The sequence below is a fragment of the Nocardioides caeni genome (assembly GCF_004912195.1).
Lineage (GTDB): Bacteria > Actinomycetota > Actinomycetes > Propionibacteriales > Nocardioidaceae > Nocardioides > Nocardioides caeni.
Genome location: NZ_STGW01000006.1, coordinates 57,174 through 75,328, shown reverse-complemented (window position 1 = coordinate 75,328; position 18,155 = coordinate 57,174). Strand labels below are relative to the sequence as shown.

Below are 18,155 nucleotides of genomic sequence, written 5' to 3'. Positions count from 1 at the left end.
CGGAGGTCTCGAGACGGCCGTGGCCGGCCTCCTCGACCACCGGAGGAGAAGGTCAGTCGGCGTCGACGGGGACCTTCGACGTGGTGGTCGTGGGATGGGTGTGGGTGAGGGAGTCGAATTTCTGTCCCCTCGCCAGGCCACCGACGTAGAAGGCGATGACGGCGATCGCGATGCCGGCGATGTCGTCGGCGACGTAGTGCCAGCCGAAGTAGAGGGTGGCGACGACGGTGAGGCCGAAGTTGACCCAGAAGATCCACTTGATGAGCTTCGAGCGCAGCGTGTACTGCACCATCAGCGCGAAGAGCAGCGTGATCGCGCAGTGCAGGCTCGCGAAGCCGGCGATCGAGTTCACCGACCCGGTCGCGCCGCCGTAGAGCACGCGGCCTCTCGCATTGACGATCGCATTCATCAGGTCGGTCGTGCCGGTGTGGGCGAGGCCGTCGACGCCGTAGTACTCCGACGGGTTCCAGATGCCCGGGCCGAGCGTGGGCAGCAGGTAGTAGGACAGGGTGCCCAGCGACCAGGCCAGGCACTGGGCGGTGACGAACCAGTAGCCGTAGGACATGTTGCGCGACCACACCAGCCACGCGGTCAGGGCGAGGGGGACGAGCGGCAGGAAGACGAGGTAGACCGGCGACAGGATCTCGGCCGTGATCGTCTTGCCGAGCAGTGAGTGCAGGATGTCGCTCGGGTCGTGCCCGAAGAACATCACCTTGTCCATCAGGTGCAGCTCGCGGTCGTAGGACAGCGCCTTGGGCGTCTCGGCGGTCGAGTCGTCGGCGGCCCGGACGAACGGCAGGAAGGACTTGAGGTTCCGGTAGCTGACGTAGGTGATGTAGAAGCAGATGACGCCGAGCGCGACGAGCGTGGCGCGCTCCTTGGTCCAGTGGGTGCGCAGCCGGTGCCGCACGATCGGCGCCACCCGGCTCGCGCGTCCGCGCGCCTTCCAGATGGTCAGCGGCAGCAGGTCGAGGAGCAGGGCGCCGAAGAGCAGCAGCGGGAGGCGGATGTAGGACGGGCCGAGGAAGCTGCCCTCGGGGTCGAGCAGCGGCCGGTCGAGGCTGACCGCGGCGAAGATCGCCAGCCCACCCATGATCGCGGCGGTGCCGATCAGGACGGTGTAGGCACGGCGGTACGACGTCGGCGCCTGCGGGCGAGGACGCGCCTGGTTCACTGCCATGCCACTCCTGTCGTCACCCCGGGGTCCGGTGAGGGAGTCTACGTGCGCCGCTGCCGACGTCTCCGCCGTCCCCGGGTGACGGCGGTCACGGGCCGACCCGGGCGAGGGTGACCGGATCGACGTCGACGTCGACGGCCTGCCCCGGCTCGCCGGTCCAGCCGGGGCCGCCGAGGGCGTCCAGGACGCCCACGCCGTCGACGTCGACCCGCACGTGTCGGCCGTCCGGAGTGAGTCCGACGGCCACGACGACGCCACGGAGCCGGTCGCCGTCGGACGGGCCGGGGGCGGCGACGCGCAGCCCGCCGGGCCGTACGCCGACCCGGTCGCCCGCAGCGGACGGCAGTCCGGCGGCGGCGAGCACCCGGGCCGCGGCGTCGCCCTCGAGCACCTCGGAGCAGCCGAGGAAGCGAGCGGTCCACGGATCGGCGGGCGCCGACCACACGGCGGCGGTCGGGCCCTCCTGCACGATCCGGCCGGCGCGCATCACCGCGATCCGGTCGGCGACGGCGAACGCCTCGTCCTGGTCGTGGGTGACCATCAGCGCCGTCGTTGCCGCGTCGCGGAGGATCCGGCGGAGGTCGGCGGCGAGGCGGATCCGCAGCTCCGCGTCGAGCGCGCTGAGGGGCTCGTCGAGCAGCAGCAGGCGCGGCGCGGCGGCGAGGGAGCGGGCGAGGGCGACCCGCTGTCGCTCTCCGCCCGAGAGCGTACGCGGGAGCCGGTCGGCGTACCCCTCGAGGCCGACGAGGCGGAGCAGGGCGTCAACCTCGGCGCGGACGGTGGCGCGGTCGACGCGGCGCAGACGCTGGGCGTAGCCGACGTTGCGGCGGACGGTGAGGTGGTCGAAGAGCTGGCCGTCCTGGAACATCAGCGCGAAGCCGCGGCGGTGCGTGGGCGTGCGGGTCAGGTCGTCGCCGTCCCAGGTGACCGTGCCGGCGTCGGGGCGCTCGAGGCCGGCGACGGCCCGCAGCAGGGTCGACTTCCCGCACCCCGACGGGCCGAGGACCGCGAGGACCTCGCCGTCGGGCACGGACAGGTCGACGGCGTCGACCGCGGGGAGGCCGTCGAAGGCGACGGTCAGGCCTCTGACGTCCAGCACGTCACCACGCTCCCACGCCGGGCACCCGCAGCCGCTCGACGGCCAGGATGACGAGCGCCGTGACGCCCGCCAGCACGACCGCGGCGGCCATGGCGGTGCCGTAGTTGAGGGCGCCCGGGTGGCCGAGCAGGCGGTAGATGACGACGGGCATCGTCGGCTCGGTCGGCCGGGCGATGAACGACGTCGCGCCGAACTCGCCGAGGGAGACGGCGAAGGCGAAGCCCGCGGCGGCGAGCAGGGGACGCCACACGACCGCGAGATCGACCGTCGCCAGTCGGCGCCACGGGCCGGCGCCGAGTGAGGCCGCGGCCTGCCGCTGCCGGTCGTCGATGCCGGCGAGGACCGGCACCAGGGTGCGGACCACGAGCGGCAGCGCGACGAGCGCCTGAGCGATCGGCACCAGCAGCGGGCTGGAGCGCAGGTCCAGCGGTGGCTCGTCGAGGGCGATGAGGAAGCCGAAGCCGAGCGTCACCGCGGAGACGCCCAGCGGGAGCATGAAGAAGCCGTCGAGCACGGCGCGCACCCGGCCGGCGGTGCGGGAGCGGACCCGGCGGGTGACGACGACGGCGACCACGAGGCCCAGCGACAGCGACATCCAGGTGGCGTCGACCGCGATGCGGAGCGAGTTGGCGAGCGCCTCGGTGACGGGTACGGCGAGCAGGTCGTCGCCGCGGCCCGACAGCGCCTCATAGTGGGCGAGGGTCCAGCGGCCGTCGCGGCGCAGGGAGCCCAGGACGAGGGCCAGGATCGGCAGTGCGACGGCTCCCAGGACCAGCAGCGTCGCGGCGATCGCCGGCGCGTCGCGGCGCTGCGGCCGGGCCGCCGCGGCGACCGAGCGTCGGACGGTCGGGTCGGGGACACGGCGCAGGCGGCCGACCACGACGAGCAGGGCGATGACGGCGAGCATCTGCACGATCGAGAGGGCCGCGGCGGCCTGGAGGTCGAAGAGGTCGGCGGTGAGGAGGTAGATCTCGGTCTCGACCGAGGAGTAGCGGACGCCGCCGAGCACGAGCACGACGCCGAAGGCGGTGGCGCAGAAGAGGAACACCACGCTGGCCGCGGAGACGACCGCCGGCCGCAGGGCCGGCCAGGTGACGGTCCGCAAGACCTGGACCGGCGACGCACCGAGGGCCGCCGCCGCCTCGGCCGGTCGCCGGTCCAGGCCCTCCCAGGCGACGCCGACCGTGCGGATGACGACCGAGACGTTGAAGAAGACCAGGCCGATGAGGATCGCGGCGGCCGAGCCGTCGAGCCCGAGGAAGCCCAGCGGCCCGGATGTGGAGATGAGCTCGCGCACCGCGAGGCCGACGACGACCGTGGGCAGCACGAAGGGCACGAGCAGCGCGGCACGGATGACGCCCCGGCCGGGGAAGCGCAGCCGGTGCAGCACGTAGGCGGCGGGCAGGCCGAGCCCGACCGCGATCGTCGTGGCAGCCGTGCTGGACCAGACGGTGAACCACAGCACGCGGCGGGTCCGCGGACGCTGGAGGACGTCGAGGACGGCTCCGGGCTCGAAGGAGCCGTCGGGCCAGACACCGCGCTGCAGCATGGCCGCGACCGGCAGCACGAAGAACACCCCGACGACCGCGACCGGGACCAGCGCCGGGAGGAGGACGCGCGCGACCTCCGCGACGGCGATGCCCGCCGACCGCCGCCCCACCGGGGGGCGCCGGGCGACCGTGCCGGGCCCCGCGCTCACCGCGAGATGATCTCGTTCCACTCCTCGACCCAGCCCTGCCGGTTGGCGGTGATCTCGCCCGGGTCGACCTCGACGGTCTCGGTCGGACGGACCACGAACTCGGTCCACTCGGCCGGCAGCTGCACGTCGGCGTCGACGGGGAAGACGTACATCGACTCCGGCAGCGCCGCCTGCACCTCGGGCGAGAGCAGCCAGTCGACGACGGCCTCGGCGCCCTCGGTGTTGACATCGTCGCCGGCGAGGACGCCGGCGTACTCGACCTGCTCGAAGCAGCCGTCGACGAAGCTCCGGGTCACCGACGCCGAGCCGTCCTCGGTGGGCGTGAAGGCGGGCGAGGAGTCGTAGGACACCACGATCGGCCGGTCGCCGCGGGAGTAGGTGAAGTCCGTGTAGTAGGCGTCGGACCAGCCGGCGACGACCTTGGCGCCGTTGGCCATCAGGTCCTCCCAGTAGCCGGTCCAGTCGTCGCCGTAGCGGCCGACCGTGGCCAGCAGGAACGCCATGCCGGGCGAGCTGGTGCTCGCGGCCGGGACGACGAGCAGGTCGCGGTAGCGCTCGTCGGTGAGGTCGTCCAGGGTGGCCGGAGGCTCGATCTCGTTCTCCTCGAACCAGACCCGGTCGACGTTGACGCACACGTTGCCGGTGTCGACCGGCGTCAGCCGCTGGTCGGCGTCACCCGGCAGGACGAACTCCTCCGCGCCACGGGGCAGGTCGGCGGCGTACGACGCGAAAACGTCCTCGTCGAGCGCGCGCGTGGCGAAGGTGTTGTCGACCCCGAAGACGACGTCGCCCAGCGGGTTGTCCTTGGTGTGGACGAGCTCGTTGGTCAGCGCCCCGGCGTCGTCGAGCTTGACGATCTCGAGCTCGTAGCCCGACGTCTCCTCGAAGGCCGCGACCAGCTCGTCGGGCAGGGCGAAGGACTCGTGGGTGATGAGCGTGACGGTGGCGTCGGCCTTCTCGTCGCCGTCGTCGCCGCCGATGAGCGAGCAGCCGGAGGCCGTCAGGACGAGGGACGCGGCAGCCAGGCCCGTCAGGGCGGTGCGGCCAGCACGGCCGGCGCGGCCGGTGCGAGCAGGGGCAGGACGGAAGCGCGAGATCACGAGGTGACTCCCTTCGCCGGTGCTAACCGGATCAGGTTCGGAGGGTCGACGCGCCTGCTGGCGTCCTCTCAGCCGATTGCCTCGGCTCCCCTGTCGGACGGCTCCACTCTACCGAGGACCGCCGGCGGCCTCCGCGCTCAGGTGGTCGCGGTGAACACCACGCCGTCGGTCCGGTCGATCGACGTCGCCTGACCGCGGGCCACGAGCAGCTCCAGGTGGGCCTTGGTCTCCATGGCCGCCATGCCCTGGCTGAAGACGTCGAGCTCGGCGAACGCGCGCTCGTGACGGGTCCAGCCCAGGTCGCGCGCCACGACGATCGAGGTGACCGACCCTCGGGCCCGCAGGGAGGCGAGGCACTGGTCGAGACGGGACTCGTGGTGGGCGAGCAGCTCGTCGACACGCTCGTACGTCGACGGCGCGACCGGCCCGTGCGCGGGCAGGATGCGCAGGTCGGGCAGCTGCCGCACCCGCGCCAGCGAACTCATGAATTCACCGAGCGGCTGGTCGGCGGGCGGCACCGTGAAGCCGATGGACGGCGTGATCGTCGGCAGCACGTGGTCACCGGAGAAGAGCACGCCCTCGGCCTGGTCGGCGAACACGAAGTGTCCCGGGGTGTGGCCGGGGGTGTGGACCGCGTCGATGCGGCGGCGACCGACCTCGATGGACTGGTCGCCCTCCAGCCACCGGTCCGGGGTCATCCAGTCCGACGGGTCGGGGAGCTTGCCGTCGTTGCCGGCGGCCCACAGCTCCGCGATCTCCTCCGCCCCCGCGGTGCGCAGCACCGCGAGGAAGGGGCTCTCGTCGAGCTCGCCGACGTTGTTGAGCAGCTCGAGCGCCGGCCGCTCCCCGACACCGAGGGCCACCTCGGCGCCGTACTCGCTGCCCAGGACGCTGGCCATCGTGTAGTGGTCGCGGTGCACGTGGGTCACCAGGAAGCGGTGGATGTCACCGAAGCCGTAGCCCACCGACTTGAGGGACTTCTCGAGCAGCTCACGGGCGACCGGGATCGCCCAGCCGCCGTCGATGAGCGTCAGGTCCTCGTCACCCTCGACCACGTAGACGTTGACCGCCTTGAGGGCATCCATCGGAAGCGGCAGCGGGATGCGGTGGATGCCGTCCGCGACCCGCCAGGCGCCCTCGGCCGCCCAGTGCTCGCCGGAGTCCGGCGAGATGGCGTGGCCGGTGGCGATTCCTCCTGTGCTCATGCTCGGAGCCTACGAAGGCGTCCCGGCGGGCAGGGGGGCGGGCTGCAGGTCGGGCAGGTTCAGGTCGAGGTTCGGCTGCTGGATGCCGCCGTCGACCTCGAGCAACTTGCCGGTGACGAACTGCCCGGCGCGGGAGGAGAGGTAGACGATCGCGGCGGCGATGTCCTCGGGCTCGCCGATCCGGCCGAGCGGGGTGCCGTCCTCCATCTGCTGCTTCATCTCCGGGACCCCGGCGACGAACTCCAGCGCGCTGGTCATCACCGATCCGACGTAGACGCCATTGACGCGGATGGCCGGCGACAGGTCGGTCGCGGCGAGACGGGTCCAGTGCGCGAGCGCGGCCTTGGCGACGCCGTAGGCGAGGTAGCCGCGGGCGGCGGTGCGGCCCATCATCGAGCTGATCGAGGTGATCGACTTCTGCCGCGGGTCCTCGGCCGTGCCCGCCGAGGCGAGCATGAGCGGCACCGCCGCGCGGCTCAGCGCGTGGGCCGTGCTGACGTTGAAGTGGAACGACTCCTCGAGGTAGTCGACGTCGGTGTCGAGGAACGCGTTGGGGATGGTGCCGCCGACGTTGTTGACCACGATGTCGAGCCGACCGAACGCGTCGAACGCCGCCTGCGCGAGGCCCGCGACCTCCTCGGTGTGCGCGAGGTTGGCCGGTACGACGACCGCGCGGCGGCCCGTCGCCTCGATCCGGGCAGCGACGTCGGCGAGCTGCGCCTCGGTGCGGGACGAGATGAGGACGTCGGCGCCGGCCTCGGCGAGGGCGAGTGCCGTGGCCGCGCCGATGCCACGGCCCGCTCCGGTCACCACGGCGACGTGGTCGGTCAGGGCGAAGCGGTCGAGGATGCCCATGGCGTCAGCCCTCCGTCGTACCGGTGACGAGGCCGCGGCCCGTCACGAGCGGCAGGTCGAGCGGGGTCACCAGCCCGGGCTTCGCAGCGACGACCGCGGGGATCGCGTTGATGAGGCGCTGGGCCGTGACGATCATCCCGGAGACGTTGTGGTCGCCATGCTCGCCGTGGTGGGTGAACTCGACCTTGAGGCAGGGCTCGCCCGTCACCTCGATGCGGTAGCAGCCGTCTCCCTCGTTGGGGGTCGGCCAGGTCGGCTCGGCCTCCGCATCGGTGCGGGTGACGTGCTCGAGCGTGATCCGCGGGACGCCGTCGACGGTGCCGATGACGCGGAAGCGCACCGAGCCCATCGTGCCCTCGGCGACGTCGACCGAGACGGTCTCGACGCTGCGGGGCGCGGGGCGACGCTCGACCTCCTCCACGAGCGGCTCGTCGAGGGTGACGCCGAGACCGTCGGCGATCACGCGCACGACCGGGCCCCAGGCGGTGGTCAGGATGCCGGGCTCCCACAGCAGCGCCTTGAAGTCCATCGGCTGGCCGAAGCCGAAGAGGTCGCGCATGACGACGGGCTGGTAGTAGGTGGAGTAGTCGGCGATCTCGCTGACCTTCACGTGGTCGATGCGCTGGCTGAGGCTGGTCATGACCAGGGGCAGCACGTCGTTGGCGAAGCCGGGGTCGATGCCGTTGACGTGCAGGCTCGCGCCGCCCTGTCGCCCGGCCTCGTGGATCTGCTCGATCATCTCGGCGGGGAGCGTGCCGTCGGGGTGCAGCAGGATGACCGGTCCGGAGGACACGACGTTGACGCCGTCGCGGATCAGGGCGGTGAGGTCGGCGATCGACTCGAAGACCCGGTCGTCGGTCATCGCACCGTGGACGATGCAGTCGGGTCGCAGAGCGACCAGCTCGTCACGGTCCGTGGTCGCCTTGATGCCCAGGTCCCGGTCGAGGCCGGCGAGGCGGCCGGCGTCCTGGCCGTGCTTCTCGGCCGTCGAGGTCCAGACGCCGACCAGCTCGAGGTCGGGGTGGGCGTCGACACCCGCGATGGCGTGCCGGCCGATTGTGCCGGTGGACCAGACGACGACTCGCAGCGGCTTCTCGGGACGGGGCACTACGAAGGGGCCATGTGACATGACGCACAGACTAGAACAGGTTCTACTTTTCGGGAAGGGGTCACCGAACAGCGGGGACCGGGATCACCTCGCCGGCCGCCCACTCGGGGCAGCGCGTGCCGGAGTAGATGGTCGGCATGCAGCGGTTGCAGTGGATGCAGATGCCCTCGCGCGCGACGCCGGCCTGGATCCGGTTGAGCAGGTCGGGCTCACGGAGCAGCGCACGACCCATGACGACGAAGTCGAAGCCGTCGGCCATGGCCTGCTGCATCGTGTCGAGCCGGTTGATCCCGCCCAGCAGCATCAGCGGCATCGACACGGCGTCGCGCACCTGGAGTGCCTTGGCGCGGAAGTAGGCCTCCTCGAAGGGATAGGCCTTCATGAAGCCCCGTCCCACCGGGGTCTTCATGCCCCAGCGCACGACCGCCGGCATGGTGTCGGCGAACTCCGACACCGGCGCGCCCCCGCGGAAGAGATACATCGGGTTCATCAGGGACGAGCCGCCCGAGAGCTGCAGTGCGTCCAGGTGGCCGTCGGCCTCCAGCATCCGCGCCAGCTCCACGCTCATCTCCGTCGTCACGCCGCCGGGGAAGCCGTCGGAGACCGAGACCTTCGCCGTGACGGCGACGGCGTCCCCCACCTCCTCGCGTACGACGCGCGCGACCTGTCGCGCGAGCCGGGCCCGCCGCTCGAGGGATCCGCCCCACCGGTCGCGCCGCCGGTTGAGGCCGGGCGCCAGGAAGGAGGAGATCAGGTAGGAGTGGGCCATGTGCAGCTCGAGCACGTCGAAGCCGGCGCGCACGAGCGTGCGGGCCGTGTCGACGTAGGCCCGGGTGACGCGGGTCAGGTCCTTCTCGCTGGCCGTGCGGATCATCTGCATCGACAGCGGGCTGGGCATCGCGCTCGAGGTGAGGGCGTGCACCCCGTTGGAGCGACCGTTGGCGACCGGTCCGGCATGCCCGACCTGGCCGGCGATCCTCGCGCCGGTCGCGTGGATCTCGTCCGCGAGCCGGGCCAGCCCGGGCAGGGAGTGCTCGCCGACGACGATCTGCTCGCGATGGGTGCGGCCGTCGGGCGCGACCGCGAGGTAGGCGACCGTCGTCAGGCCGACGCCACCCTCGGCCGGTGCGCGGTGATAGGCGATCAGCTCGTCGGTGACCAGCCCGTCCGGCGTACGGCCCTCGAAGGTCGCGGCCTTGACCGTGCGGTTGCGCAGGCGCACCGGGCCCAGGTCAGTCGGGCTGAAGACGTCGGGGATCGCCACGGCAGCAGCGTAGTCGCGACAAGAACACGTTCTAGTTGCCCGCCCACGAGAAGTGAGCACAAAGTGAGAGATCCTCACTTTCCGTGGTCTGCGCGCTGACCTACGCTCGCGCCATGGCGAAGACACTGTGGCGCGACCGCAACGAGGCGCTCGACCCCGAGACCGACTACGTCGAGATCGTCCAGAACCTCACGCTCTATGAGTTCACCTGGGACGTCACCCAGTCGCTGAGCTTCGCCCTCTTCCGCACCTACGCCGTCCCGAGCGTCGGGCGTCTGCTCTACGACACCGGCCAGTTCACGCAGGCCTGCCAGAAGCGCTACGACGACACCGCGCTGCTCCTCGAGGCGCCGTTCGTCCACGGCTTCGAGAGCGAGGACGGCAAGACCGCGATCCGCCGGATCAACCAGATGCACAAGATGTACGACATCAGCAACGAGGATTTCCTCTACGTCCTCTCCACCTTCGTCGTGGTGCCCAAGCGCTGGCTCGACGACTACGGCTGGCGCCGGTTCACCGACACCGAGCTGCGGGCGTGGGTGAACTACTACCGCGCCCTCGGCCGGCACATGAACATCAAGGACATCCCCGACACCTATGACGGGTTCATGCACCTCATGGACGACTACGAGCGCCAACACTTCGCCTACGACGAGGGCGGCCGTCGCGTGGCCGACGCGACCCTCGACCTGATGACGACCTTCTATCCGCGCCTCGCCAAGCGGCCCGTGGAGCTCTTCAGCCGGTCACTCATGGACACCCCGCTCCTCGATGCCTTCGCCTACGACGAGGCGCCGGCCCTCGTGCGCCGCGTGAGCATCGCGGTCATGAAGGCGCGCGCCCGCCTGCTGCGGCACACGCCGTCGAAGCGGAAGCCGACCTATTCCGCGGACATGCCGCGGATCAAGAGCTATCCCAACGGCTACCTGCTCTCCGAGCTCGGCACGTTCAAGGACGCGGCAGCTGCGGCGCCCAGCCCCGTGCCCGGCTGCCCGGTGGCACACGCCAGCTGAGCAACGCGCGTCGTCCCGTGCGGATCGGTCGACTAGTGCCGCAGATCACGACCGATCTGCACGGGACGACGTGATCAGGAGTTGAATCGCGGCGCCCGCTTCTCGAGAAAGGCGGCCACACCCTCCCGACCGTCGGGGGTGACGGCCTGGGCGCTGATCGACAGCGACTCCTTGCGCAGCGCCGCTTCGGGTGCGGGGGCGGCGATGTCGCGCAGCAGCCGCTTGGCGCCGGCCTGGGCGGCGCCTGAGCCGGCGGCGAGCGTGGCCACGATCTTGTCCGCGGTCGCGGTGAGCTCGTCGGCGGGGACGACGCGCGCGACCAGTCCGGCGGCGTGGGCCTCCTGCGCGGTGAGTGCGTCGCCGAGGATCGCCAGCCGCAGCACGCGGTGCAGACCGAGCGTCGACACCAGCAGCGAGCTGCCTCCGTCGGGTGTCAGTCCGACCTTGCCGTAGGCGAGGCTGAACTTGACCGAGTCGGCGGCGACGACGATGTCGGCGGCCGCGGCCAGCGGGAAGCCGGCTCCGGCGGCGGCGCCCTGGACGACGCTGACCACGATCGCACTGGAGCGGATCAGCTCGCTGACGACGCGGTGCAGGGCCTCGGCGAGGTCGTCGAGCAGGATCGAGACGTCGTCGGCGCCGGCGAAGGAACCGAGGTCGCCGCCGACCGAGAAGAAGCGCCCTTCGGCGGCGAGCACGATGACACGGGCGCCGTCACGGGTGGCCGAGCGGACGGCGGCGTGGAGCTCGGCGACGGAGGCCAGGTTGATCGGGTTGCCCCGGTCGCCGTCGGCGAGGGTGATGCGGGCGACGCCGTCGGCGTACTCGTAGCGGACGAGAGTGGTCACGGGGGTCCTTCGTGTCGGGAGCTGGATCAGCGGAACTGGTCGTGGATGCCGCGCGGCAGCTCGAAGAGCGGCTCACGGGTGATCTCGGCGCGGCCGAGGGTCGCGAGGTGCACCTCGTCGGGACCGTCGAAGATCCGCATCGCGCGGTGCCAGGCATAGAGGGCGGACAGCGGGGTCGCGTCGCTGACACCGGCGGCGCCGTGGACCTGGATGGCGCGGTCGATGACCGACAGCACGGCGCGCGGTACGGCGACCTTGGCGGCCGCGATCAGGTGGCGGGCCGCCTTGTTGCCGTCGCTGTCGATGGTGGCGGCGGCGAGGTGGCACAGCGCGCGAGCCTGGTCGAGCTCGATGCGCGACTCGGCGATCTTCTCGCGCACCGACGACTGCTCGGCGAGCAGCTTGCCGAACGCCGTACGGCTCTTCGACCGGTCCACCATCATCGCGAGCGCCCGCTCACCGGCGCCGAGCGCCCGCATCACGTGGTGGATGCGGCCGGGACCGAGGCGCATCTGCGCGGCCGCGAAGCCACCGCCCTCCTCGCCGAGCAGGTTGGCGACCGGCACGCGGGCGTCGGTGAACTCGATGACGCAGTGGCCGTGCTGGTCCTGGTGGCCGAAGACCGGGTAGGACCGCTTGATCTCGACGCCGGGCGTGTCCGTGGGGACGATGATCATCGACTGCTGGCGGTGGGTGGCCGCCTCGGGGTCGGTCTTGCCCATCACGATGAGGACGGCGCAGCGGGGGTCCGCGGCGCCGGAGATCCACCACTTGCGGCCGTTGATGACGTATTCGTCGCCGTCGCGCACGATGCGGGTCTCGATGTTGGTGGCGTCGGAGGACGCGACGGCCGGCTCCGTCATCGCGAACGCCGAGCGGATCTCGCCGTCGAGCAGCGGCCGCAGCCACCGTTCCTGCTGCTCCGGCGTGCCGACGAGGTGCAGCAGCTCCATGTTGCCGGTGTCGGGTGCGGCGCAGTTGGTGGCCTCGGGGGCGAGCTCGACGCTCCAGCCCGACAGCTCGGCGATGGGGGCGTACTCCAGCTGCGAGAGGCCCGACTCGTGCGGCAGGAAGATGTTCCACAGGCCCCGGGCCTTCGCCTTCGTCTTCAGCTCCTCGAGCACCGGCGGCGGCGTGTGGTCGTCGTGACCGTGCTCCTCGCGGAAGCGGTCGTAGGCCTCCTCCGACGGAAGCACGTCCTCGGCGAGGAAGCGCTTCATCTCCTCGAAGAGCCGCACCGCCTTCTCACTCGGCGCGGGGAGAGCGGGATACATCGACGACCCTGTCATGGGGTCAGTCTGGCAGGAGCTCGGGTGGCGCCGGGTGAGGGTGCTCAGGCCGCGCAGTCGCCGGTGCCGACCTCGCCGCCGTCGGTCCCGGCGGAGCGTCCCCGGCTGGCGCTGTCAGCGACCTGCTCGGCGGTGAGCGCATACCCGGTCTCGTCGTCGGTCACCGACGCGGCGAAGACGACGCCGGCCACATCGCCCTGCGGCGTCACGATGGGGCCGCCGGAGTTGCCCGGCCGGACCAGGCCGCGGATCGAGAACACCTCGCGGACCACCGTGCCGGAGCCGTAGATGTCGGGCGAGCGGAGGTTCTGCATCGACCGCACCCGCCCGGTCTGTACGTCGAAGGGGCCGTCCTGCGGATAGCCGACGATCGCGACGGAGTCCTCGGCCTCCACCTCGGTGTCGAAGGCGAGCCGTGGGGCGTCGCCGGTGTCCACGGCCAGCACGGCGATGTCGAGGTCGGGGTCGTAGAGGACCACCCGCGCCAGCTCGGTGCCGCCCCCGATGCTGACCTCGGGGTCCTCGACGCCGGCGACCACGTGGGCGTTGGTCATCACCCGGTCCTCGGCGTAGACGAAGCCGGTGCCCTCGACGCCGCGACCGCACTTGTTGGCGCCACGGATCTTGACGACGCTCGGCTGCGTCGCGACGACCTTCGGCGAGCCGGGCAGGTCGGCCGGGCCGGGGGCGACCTCGACGATCTGCTCGGGCGCGAAGGGCTCGAGGTAGCGCGGGAAGAAGCCGGTCCCGACGACCTTGTTGAAGGCCTGCAGCGCGTTGGGCGCCGACTCGGGCAGGGCCTCGTTGACCTTGGCGAGCACGGCGGAGCTGCGCACCATCGAGGTCACCCCGCCGATCCGCGTGCCGGACACCGCGACGCCGAGGGCCCACGCGACGAGCAGCACCGCGAGCGCACTGAGCAGGGCGCCGCCGACCGCGTCGACGGCCCGCGCGGGCTGCCAGGTGATCCGCTCGCGGACCCGCGCTCCGGCGTACTGCAGCAGCGCCTGGCCGAGCGAGGCGCAGAGGATCACGATGAACAGGGCGCCGAGCGACACCGCGAGCGACGGCTCGAGGTTGCCGAGCACGAGGGGGGCGAGCACGATGCCGAGCAGGCCGCCGGAGAGCAGGCCGACGGTCGCGAACGCGCCCGTCACGAAGCCCTGCCAGTAGCCCGAGAGCGCATAGGCGAGCACGATCAGCAGGAGCAGCCAGTCGAGGAGGTTCATGCCTCGTCCTCCTCGGGCTCCAGGATGTCCATGCTGTCGGTGCGCGCCTGCGACCCGGGGCTGCGACGGACGTACTCGGCGAGCATGTAGTCGGGAAGATCATGCACCGGCGGGTCCTCGACCGCGGGGAGCCACCCGAGGAAGTCGAGGAATCGGGTGAGGATGCCGCCCGTGAAGCCCCACAGGATGACGTCCTTGTCGTCGCCGATGAGGAAGCCCGGACCGTTCCACCCGCCGGGGTGGCGCACGGAGATGCGGTGCTCCGGGTCGATCAGCTCGCGGAGGTCGACGCGGTGGATCTCGTGGACCTCGTCGGGCGAGGCCACCCGGATCGGGCTGGGGTCGCGCCACCAGCCCAGGACGGGCGTCACGGCGTAGTTGGATGGCGGGAGCCACAGCTCGGGCAGGGTGCCGAAGACCTCGACGCCGCCCGGGTCGACGCCGATCTCCTCCCAGGCCTCCCGCAGCGCGGCCTCGACCGGGGTCTCCCCCGGGTCGATCCCGCCGCCGGGGAAGGAGACCTGGCCGGGGTGGGAGCGCATGTGGTGCGCCCGCTCCGTCAGGAGTACGTCGCCATGCGACCCCTCCGCGACGCCGTCACCGAAGAGCATCAGGACCGCCCCCCGGCGGACGTCGGCGTCGTCGGGCGGCAGGAACTGGGTGAGGTCGCTGCCGCGGATGCGTCGGGCGCCGTCGGCGAGCGGGTGCAGCCAGTCGGGCAGGCCGGCCGGGAGCTCGTCGGGGATCTCGCGGACCAGGCGGGCGCGCACCTCGGGCGGCATCGGCGTCGTCATCGGGTCGGCTCCAGGTCGACGTCGAGGTGCTTCTCGACGAGCGCGACGACGTCCGCGAGGCTGTCCTTGCCGCCCAATGCGTTGCTGACCGAGCCGTCGGCCGCGACGAAGACGAATTGCGGCAGGCCGTAGATCGCGAGGCCGGCCTCGTTGAGGTCGCCGCACGCGTCGGCGAGGGAGGGATAGGTGACGCCGGAGAGCCGGTTGAGGTCGATGGCGGCGGCCGGGTAGGTCTCCAGGAAGTCGACGCCGATGACGGCGACCTGGTCGCCGTAGCGCTCGTGGAAGGCCTGCAGCGCGGGCAGCTCGTCGCGGCACGGGCCGCAGTTGGAGGCCCAGAAGTTGATCATCGCGGGGCCCTGGACGTCGGACAGCGCCATCGTCGACGTGCTGCCCAGGCACTGCAGCTCGAGGTCCGGCAGGTCCGCCGCGCCCGGCGAGGTGGCGATCTCCGGGCAGTCGGCCGTCCCGGCCGCCTCGCGGTCGGCGACCAGGTCCGGCGTGTCGACCTCGACGCGGCACTCGAGCGCGCTCGGCTCGCCGGCGTCGCACCCGACGAGCAGCACGGCGAGCGCGGCCAGCGCCAGGCCGCGTGCCCCGCGTCCCCGCATCAGTTGGGCCCCTCGGTGCGGAGCAGCTTCTCCGCCTCGACGGGATCGGTCGGGCCGGTGCCCCACGACGGGCACCAGCGGGCGACCGGACAGGCACCGCAGGCCGGCTTCTTCGCGTGGCAGCAGCGCCGTCCGTGCCAGATCAGGTGGTGCGACAGCATCGTCCAGTCGCGCTGGGGGAAGAGCTCGCCGACCGCGTGCTCGACCTTGACCGGGTCGGTCTCCTCCGTCATGCCCAGGCGTCGGGCGAGCCGGCCGAAATGGGTGTCGACCGTGATCCCGGGGACGTCGAAGGCGTTGCCGAGCACCACGTTGGCGGTCTTGCGGCCGACACCGGGCAGCGTGACGAGGTCCTCGAGGCGGCCGGGGACCTGGCCGTCGTACTTCTCGACGAGGGCGGCGCTCAGCTTGAGCAGCGACTCGGTCTTGGCGCGGAAGAAGCCCAACGGGCCCACGATCTGCTCGAGGTGGGCGCGGTCGGCGGCGGCCATCGCCGGCGGGTCGGGGTAGGCCGCGAAGAGGGTGGGGCGCACGGCGTTGACCCGCTTGTCAGTGGTCTGCGCCGAGAGCACCGTGACGACCAGGCACTGGAACGCGTCGTCGAAGTCGAGCTCTGCCTTGGCGTCGGGATAGGTCTCGGCCAGCACGCGGTCGATCTTGCGCACCCGCCGGACCCGCTGCGTCGGGGTCTCGTCGTCGACCGTGATGGCCCGCCTGATCTCCCGCACGTCGCACACTCTAGATGCGCGGGCCGACACCGCCGCTCCCCCGTGCGGCGACGGCCCGTCGGCGGGTCCGCGGGCTGCTGCGCTGTGAGATCGACCACTGCCTATAGGATGCCTCGCGAGGAGTCGCGCCGACTCGTCCGTCCTGGGGGGCGGGCCGCGACACCCGACACGACTTGGAGGAAGCGTGGACAACGACGTACTTCGTCAGGCGCCACTGTTCAGCGCCCTCGACGACGAGGCCATGGCCGCCCTGCGGACCTCGCTGGCGACCACCCGACTGCGTCGCGGTGAGGTGCTGTTCCACGAGGGAGACAGCGGCGACAAGCTCTACGTCGTCCTCGAGGGCAAGGTGAAGCTCGGTCGCACCTCGGCCGACGGACGCGAGAACCTGCTGGCGATCATGGGCCCCGGCCAGATGTTCGGCGAGCTGTCGCTCTTCGACCCCGGTCCGCGCTCCGCGACCGTGACGGCCGTGACGGACGCCGACTTCGCGTCGCTGTCCCACGAGGACCTGCTCCGCTGGCTCGAGGGCCGCCCAGCCGTCGCCCGCGGACTGCTGGCCCAGCTGGCGGGCCGCCTGCGCAAGGCCAACGACGTCGTGGCGGACCTCGTGTTCTCCGACGTCCCCGGCCGCGTGGCCAAGGCGCTGCTCGACCTCGCCGACCGCTTCGGCCGCACCGCCGACGACGGCGTCCACGTGCACCACGACCTCACCCAGGAGGAGCTCGCCCAGCTGGTCGGCGCCTCCCGCGAGACCGTCAACAAGGCGCTCGCCGACTTCGCCTCGCGCGGTTGGCTGCGCCTGGAGCCGCGCTCCGTCGTCATCCTCGACATGGAGCGGATGTCGCGCCGCGCGCGCTGACCGACCCTCGCGTGATCAGGCCCTCGCCGTGGCGGCGAGTGCCTGTCGCGTCGCGGCATCGGCGGGATAGAACGCCTCGATCGCCAGCTCGGAGAGGGTGACCTCCCGGGGCGTGCCGAACACCGTCGTGGTCGACACGAACGACAGCACGCCACCGTCGGCCGCCCGCAGCTCCAGCGGCGTGACGAGCGCGGCCGTCACGCCGAGGTGGTCGAGCTCCCCGGCGGCCAGCACCTCGTCGTGGAGCGCGCCGAGGAAGGGGTCCGCCGTGGCGTCGTACTCCCGGCGGAGGCGGGCCGCGAGATGCGCCCGCCACTGGGCCCCGTTGATGATGCGGCCGGCCAGGCCCCGCGGGTCGATCGACAGCCGGATCACGTTGATCGGTGGCTCGAGGACGGCCGGATCGACGCCCTCGAGCAGGCCGTAGGCCGCGTCGTTGGCGGCGACCAGCTCCCAGCGCCGGTCGACGACGAGCGCGGGGTAGGGATGGTGCGCGGCGAGGATCGTCTCGAGCGCGGTGTTGAGCTCGGCCATCGGCGCCTCACCGAGACCGTGCTCAGGATGGGCCGGCGCGTGGCCGGCCGCCAGCAGGACCGCGTTCTGCTCCCGCAACGGGACCTCCAGGTGGTCGCAGAGGCGCAGCACCATCGCGCTCGTCGGACGCGAGCGGCCGGTCTCGATCCAGCTCAGGTGCCGCGTCGACACCTCGGCCCGGCTGGCCAGCTCGAGCTGGGAGAAGTGCCGGCGCTGCCGCCACTCCCGGATCAGGACTCCTGCGTCACCCATCTGCTCAACGTAGGAGACAGACGTTCGCACCGCCATGACCTCCGAGGTCATCGACCGCGGGCGGTGCGTCGGGGTGGGATCGGACCACCGGCCGCCCGGGCCGGCCACCGGAAGGAGACCACCATGAGCACGAGCCTCACGACGAATCACGCGACGAGCAGGAAGGTCTATGCCATCGCCTACCTGCGCGACGTCGACTTCGGGCCGGAGATCATCGACTACATCGAGCGGATCGACGCCACGCTGGCGCCGTACGGCGGGCGCTTCCTCGTCCACGGCGGCAAGCTGACGCCCGCCGAGGGCGCCTGGGACGGCGACCTGGTCATCGTCGAGTTCCCGGACGCCGACGCGGCGCGGGGCTGGTACGACTCCGCGGAGTATCAGGCGATCCTGCCGCTGCGCACCGAGCACTCGACCTCGATCGCGTGCCTGGTCGAGGGGGTGCCGGCGGGCTACCGCGCGGTCGACAAGCTGGCCGTCCTGCTCTG

The 18,155-nt window shown here is 71.9% G+C and carries 18 protein-coding genes and 1 riboswitch; of the genes, 3 read left to right on the top strand and 15 right to left on the bottom strand.

Annotation, left to right across the window (positions count from 1 at the left end; all coding sequences use genetic code 11):
* Positions 1-52 precede the first annotated feature (52 nt).
* The 8 genes from E9934_RS11055 to E9934_RS11020 all read right to left on the bottom strand — a co-directional run bounded on the left by E9934_RS11055 (position 53) and on the right by E9934_RS11020 (position 9,507).
* Positions 53-1,180 (bottom strand): phosphatase PAP2 family protein, encoded by a 1,128-nt coding sequence (locus tag E9934_RS11055; RefSeq protein ID WP_136562949.1) that lies wholly within the window; start codon positions 1,178-1,180, stop codon positions 53-55.
* An 85-nt stretch (positions 1,181-1,265) separates the two neighbouring features.
* Entirely contained in the window at positions 1,266-2,276 is a 1,011-nt protein-coding gene (locus E9934_RS11050; protein ID WP_136562948.1) for an ABC transporter ATP-binding protein, read from the bottom strand.
* A gap of 1 nt (position 2,277) precedes the next feature.
* A complete protein-coding gene (locus E9934_RS11045) occupies positions 2,278-3,975 on the bottom strand; it encodes an ABC transporter permease (protein WP_238694899.1) in 1,698 nt (565 codons plus the stop codon).
* Complete coding sequence (locus E9934_RS11040; RefSeq protein ID WP_238694898.1) at positions 3,972-5,075, bottom strand: thiamine ABC transporter substrate-binding protein; 1,104 nt, start codon at positions 5,073-5,075, stop codon at positions 3,972-3,974. The genes E9934_RS11045 and E9934_RS11040 overlap by 4 nt, the downstream gene beginning before the upstream one ends.
* A riboswitch (TPP riboswitch) is annotated at positions 5,067-5,177 on the bottom strand. (Overlaps the previous gene by 9 nt.)
* A 35-nt stretch (positions 5,178-5,212) precedes the next feature.
* The gene (locus E9934_RS11035) at positions 5,213-6,280 is read right to left on the bottom strand and encodes an MBL fold metallo-hydrolase (protein ID WP_136562947.1); all 1,068 of its coding nucleotides are present in this window, start codon (positions 6,278-6,280) and stop codon (positions 5,213-5,215) included.
* Positions 6,281-6,289: 9 nt separating this feature from the next.
* Positions 6,290-7,135: an SDR family oxidoreductase gene (locus E9934_RS11030; RefSeq protein ID WP_136562946.1), complete on the bottom strand. Its 846-nt coding sequence runs from the start codon at positions 7,133-7,135 to the stop codon at positions 6,290-6,292.
* 4 nt (positions 7,136-7,139) lie between these two features.
* Positions 7,140-8,264: an NAD(P)H-dependent amine dehydrogenase family protein gene (locus E9934_RS11025; RefSeq protein ID WP_136562945.1), complete on the bottom strand. Its 1,125-nt coding sequence runs from the start codon at positions 8,262-8,264 to the stop codon at positions 7,140-7,142.
* Between the two features lie 40 nt (positions 8,265-8,304).
* Entirely contained in the window at positions 8,305-9,507 is a 1,203-nt protein-coding gene (locus E9934_RS11020) for an oxidoreductase (protein ID WP_202977267.1), read from the bottom strand.
* A gap of 113 nt (positions 9,508-9,620) precedes the next feature.
* Here E9934_RS11020 and E9934_RS11015 point away from each other — a divergent pair, with 113 nt between their 5' ends.
* The gene (locus tag E9934_RS11015; RefSeq protein WP_136562944.1) at positions 9,621-10,520 is read left to right on the top strand and encodes an oxygenase MpaB family protein; all 900 of its coding nucleotides are present in this window, start codon (positions 9,621-9,623) and stop codon (positions 10,518-10,520) included.
* 74 nt (positions 10,521-10,594) lie between these two features.
* Here the strand turns inward: E9934_RS11015 and E9934_RS11010 are convergent, their stop codons facing one another.
* The 6 genes from E9934_RS11010 to nth are packed head-to-tail and all read right to left on the bottom strand — an operon-like array spanning position 10,595 to position 16,019.
* A complete protein-coding gene (locus tag E9934_RS11010) occupies positions 10,595-11,368 on the bottom strand; it encodes an enoyl-CoA hydratase/isomerase family protein (RefSeq protein ID WP_136562943.1) in 774 nt (257 codons plus the stop codon).
* Positions 11,369-11,394: 26 nt separating this feature from the next.
* Entirely contained in the window at positions 11,395-12,657 is a 1,263-nt protein-coding gene (locus tag E9934_RS11005) for an acyl-CoA dehydrogenase family protein (RefSeq protein ID WP_193556897.1), read from the bottom strand.
* A gap of 44 nt (positions 12,658-12,701) precedes the next feature.
* Positions 12,702-13,886 (bottom strand): MarP family serine protease, encoded by a 1,185-nt coding sequence (locus E9934_RS11000; protein WP_136562942.1) that lies wholly within the window; start codon positions 13,884-13,886, stop codon positions 12,702-12,704.
* The gene (locus E9934_RS10995) at positions 13,883-14,680 is read right to left on the bottom strand and encodes an NUDIX hydrolase (protein WP_238694897.1); all 798 of its coding nucleotides are present in this window, start codon (positions 14,678-14,680) and stop codon (positions 13,883-13,885) included. Before E9934_RS10995 ends, E9934_RS11000 begins: the two co-directional genes overlap by 4 nt.
* Positions 14,677-15,291 carry a TlpA family protein disulfide reductase gene (locus tag E9934_RS10990; protein WP_136562941.1) on the bottom strand — a complete coding sequence of 205 codons (615 nt, stop codon included), beginning with the start codon at positions 15,289-15,291 and terminating at the stop codon, positions 14,677-14,679. The genes E9934_RS10995 and E9934_RS10990 overlap by 4 nt, the downstream gene beginning before the upstream one ends.
* Positions 15,291-16,019, bottom strand: a complete 729-nt coding sequence (gene nth / locus E9934_RS10985) for an endonuclease III (RefSeq protein ID WP_136562940.1) — start codon at positions 16,017-16,019, stop codon at positions 15,291-15,293. Before nth ends, E9934_RS10990 begins: the two co-directional genes overlap by 1 nt.
* Before the next feature lie 184 nt (positions 16,020-16,203).
* Here nth and E9934_RS10980 point away from each other — a divergent pair, with 184 nt between their 5' ends.
* Positions 16,204-16,881: a Crp/Fnr family transcriptional regulator gene (locus tag E9934_RS10980; protein ID WP_136562939.1), complete on the top strand. Its 678-nt coding sequence runs from the start codon at positions 16,204-16,206 to the stop codon at positions 16,879-16,881.
* 15 nt (positions 16,882-16,896) lie between these two features.
* Here E9934_RS10980 and E9934_RS10975 read toward each other — a convergent pair whose 3' ends face one another.
* On the bottom strand, positions 16,897-17,667 hold the full coding sequence (locus E9934_RS10975) for a helix-turn-helix domain-containing protein (RefSeq protein WP_136562938.1): 771 nt from the start codon (positions 17,665-17,667) through the stop codon (positions 16,897-16,899).
* A 123-nt stretch (positions 17,668-17,790) separates the two neighbouring features.
* Here E9934_RS10975 and E9934_RS10970 point away from each other — a divergent pair.
* Positions 17,791-18,155: DUF1330 domain-containing protein (locus E9934_RS10970; protein ID WP_136563059.1), on the top strand; the 365-nt coding region annotated here is incomplete at its 3' end.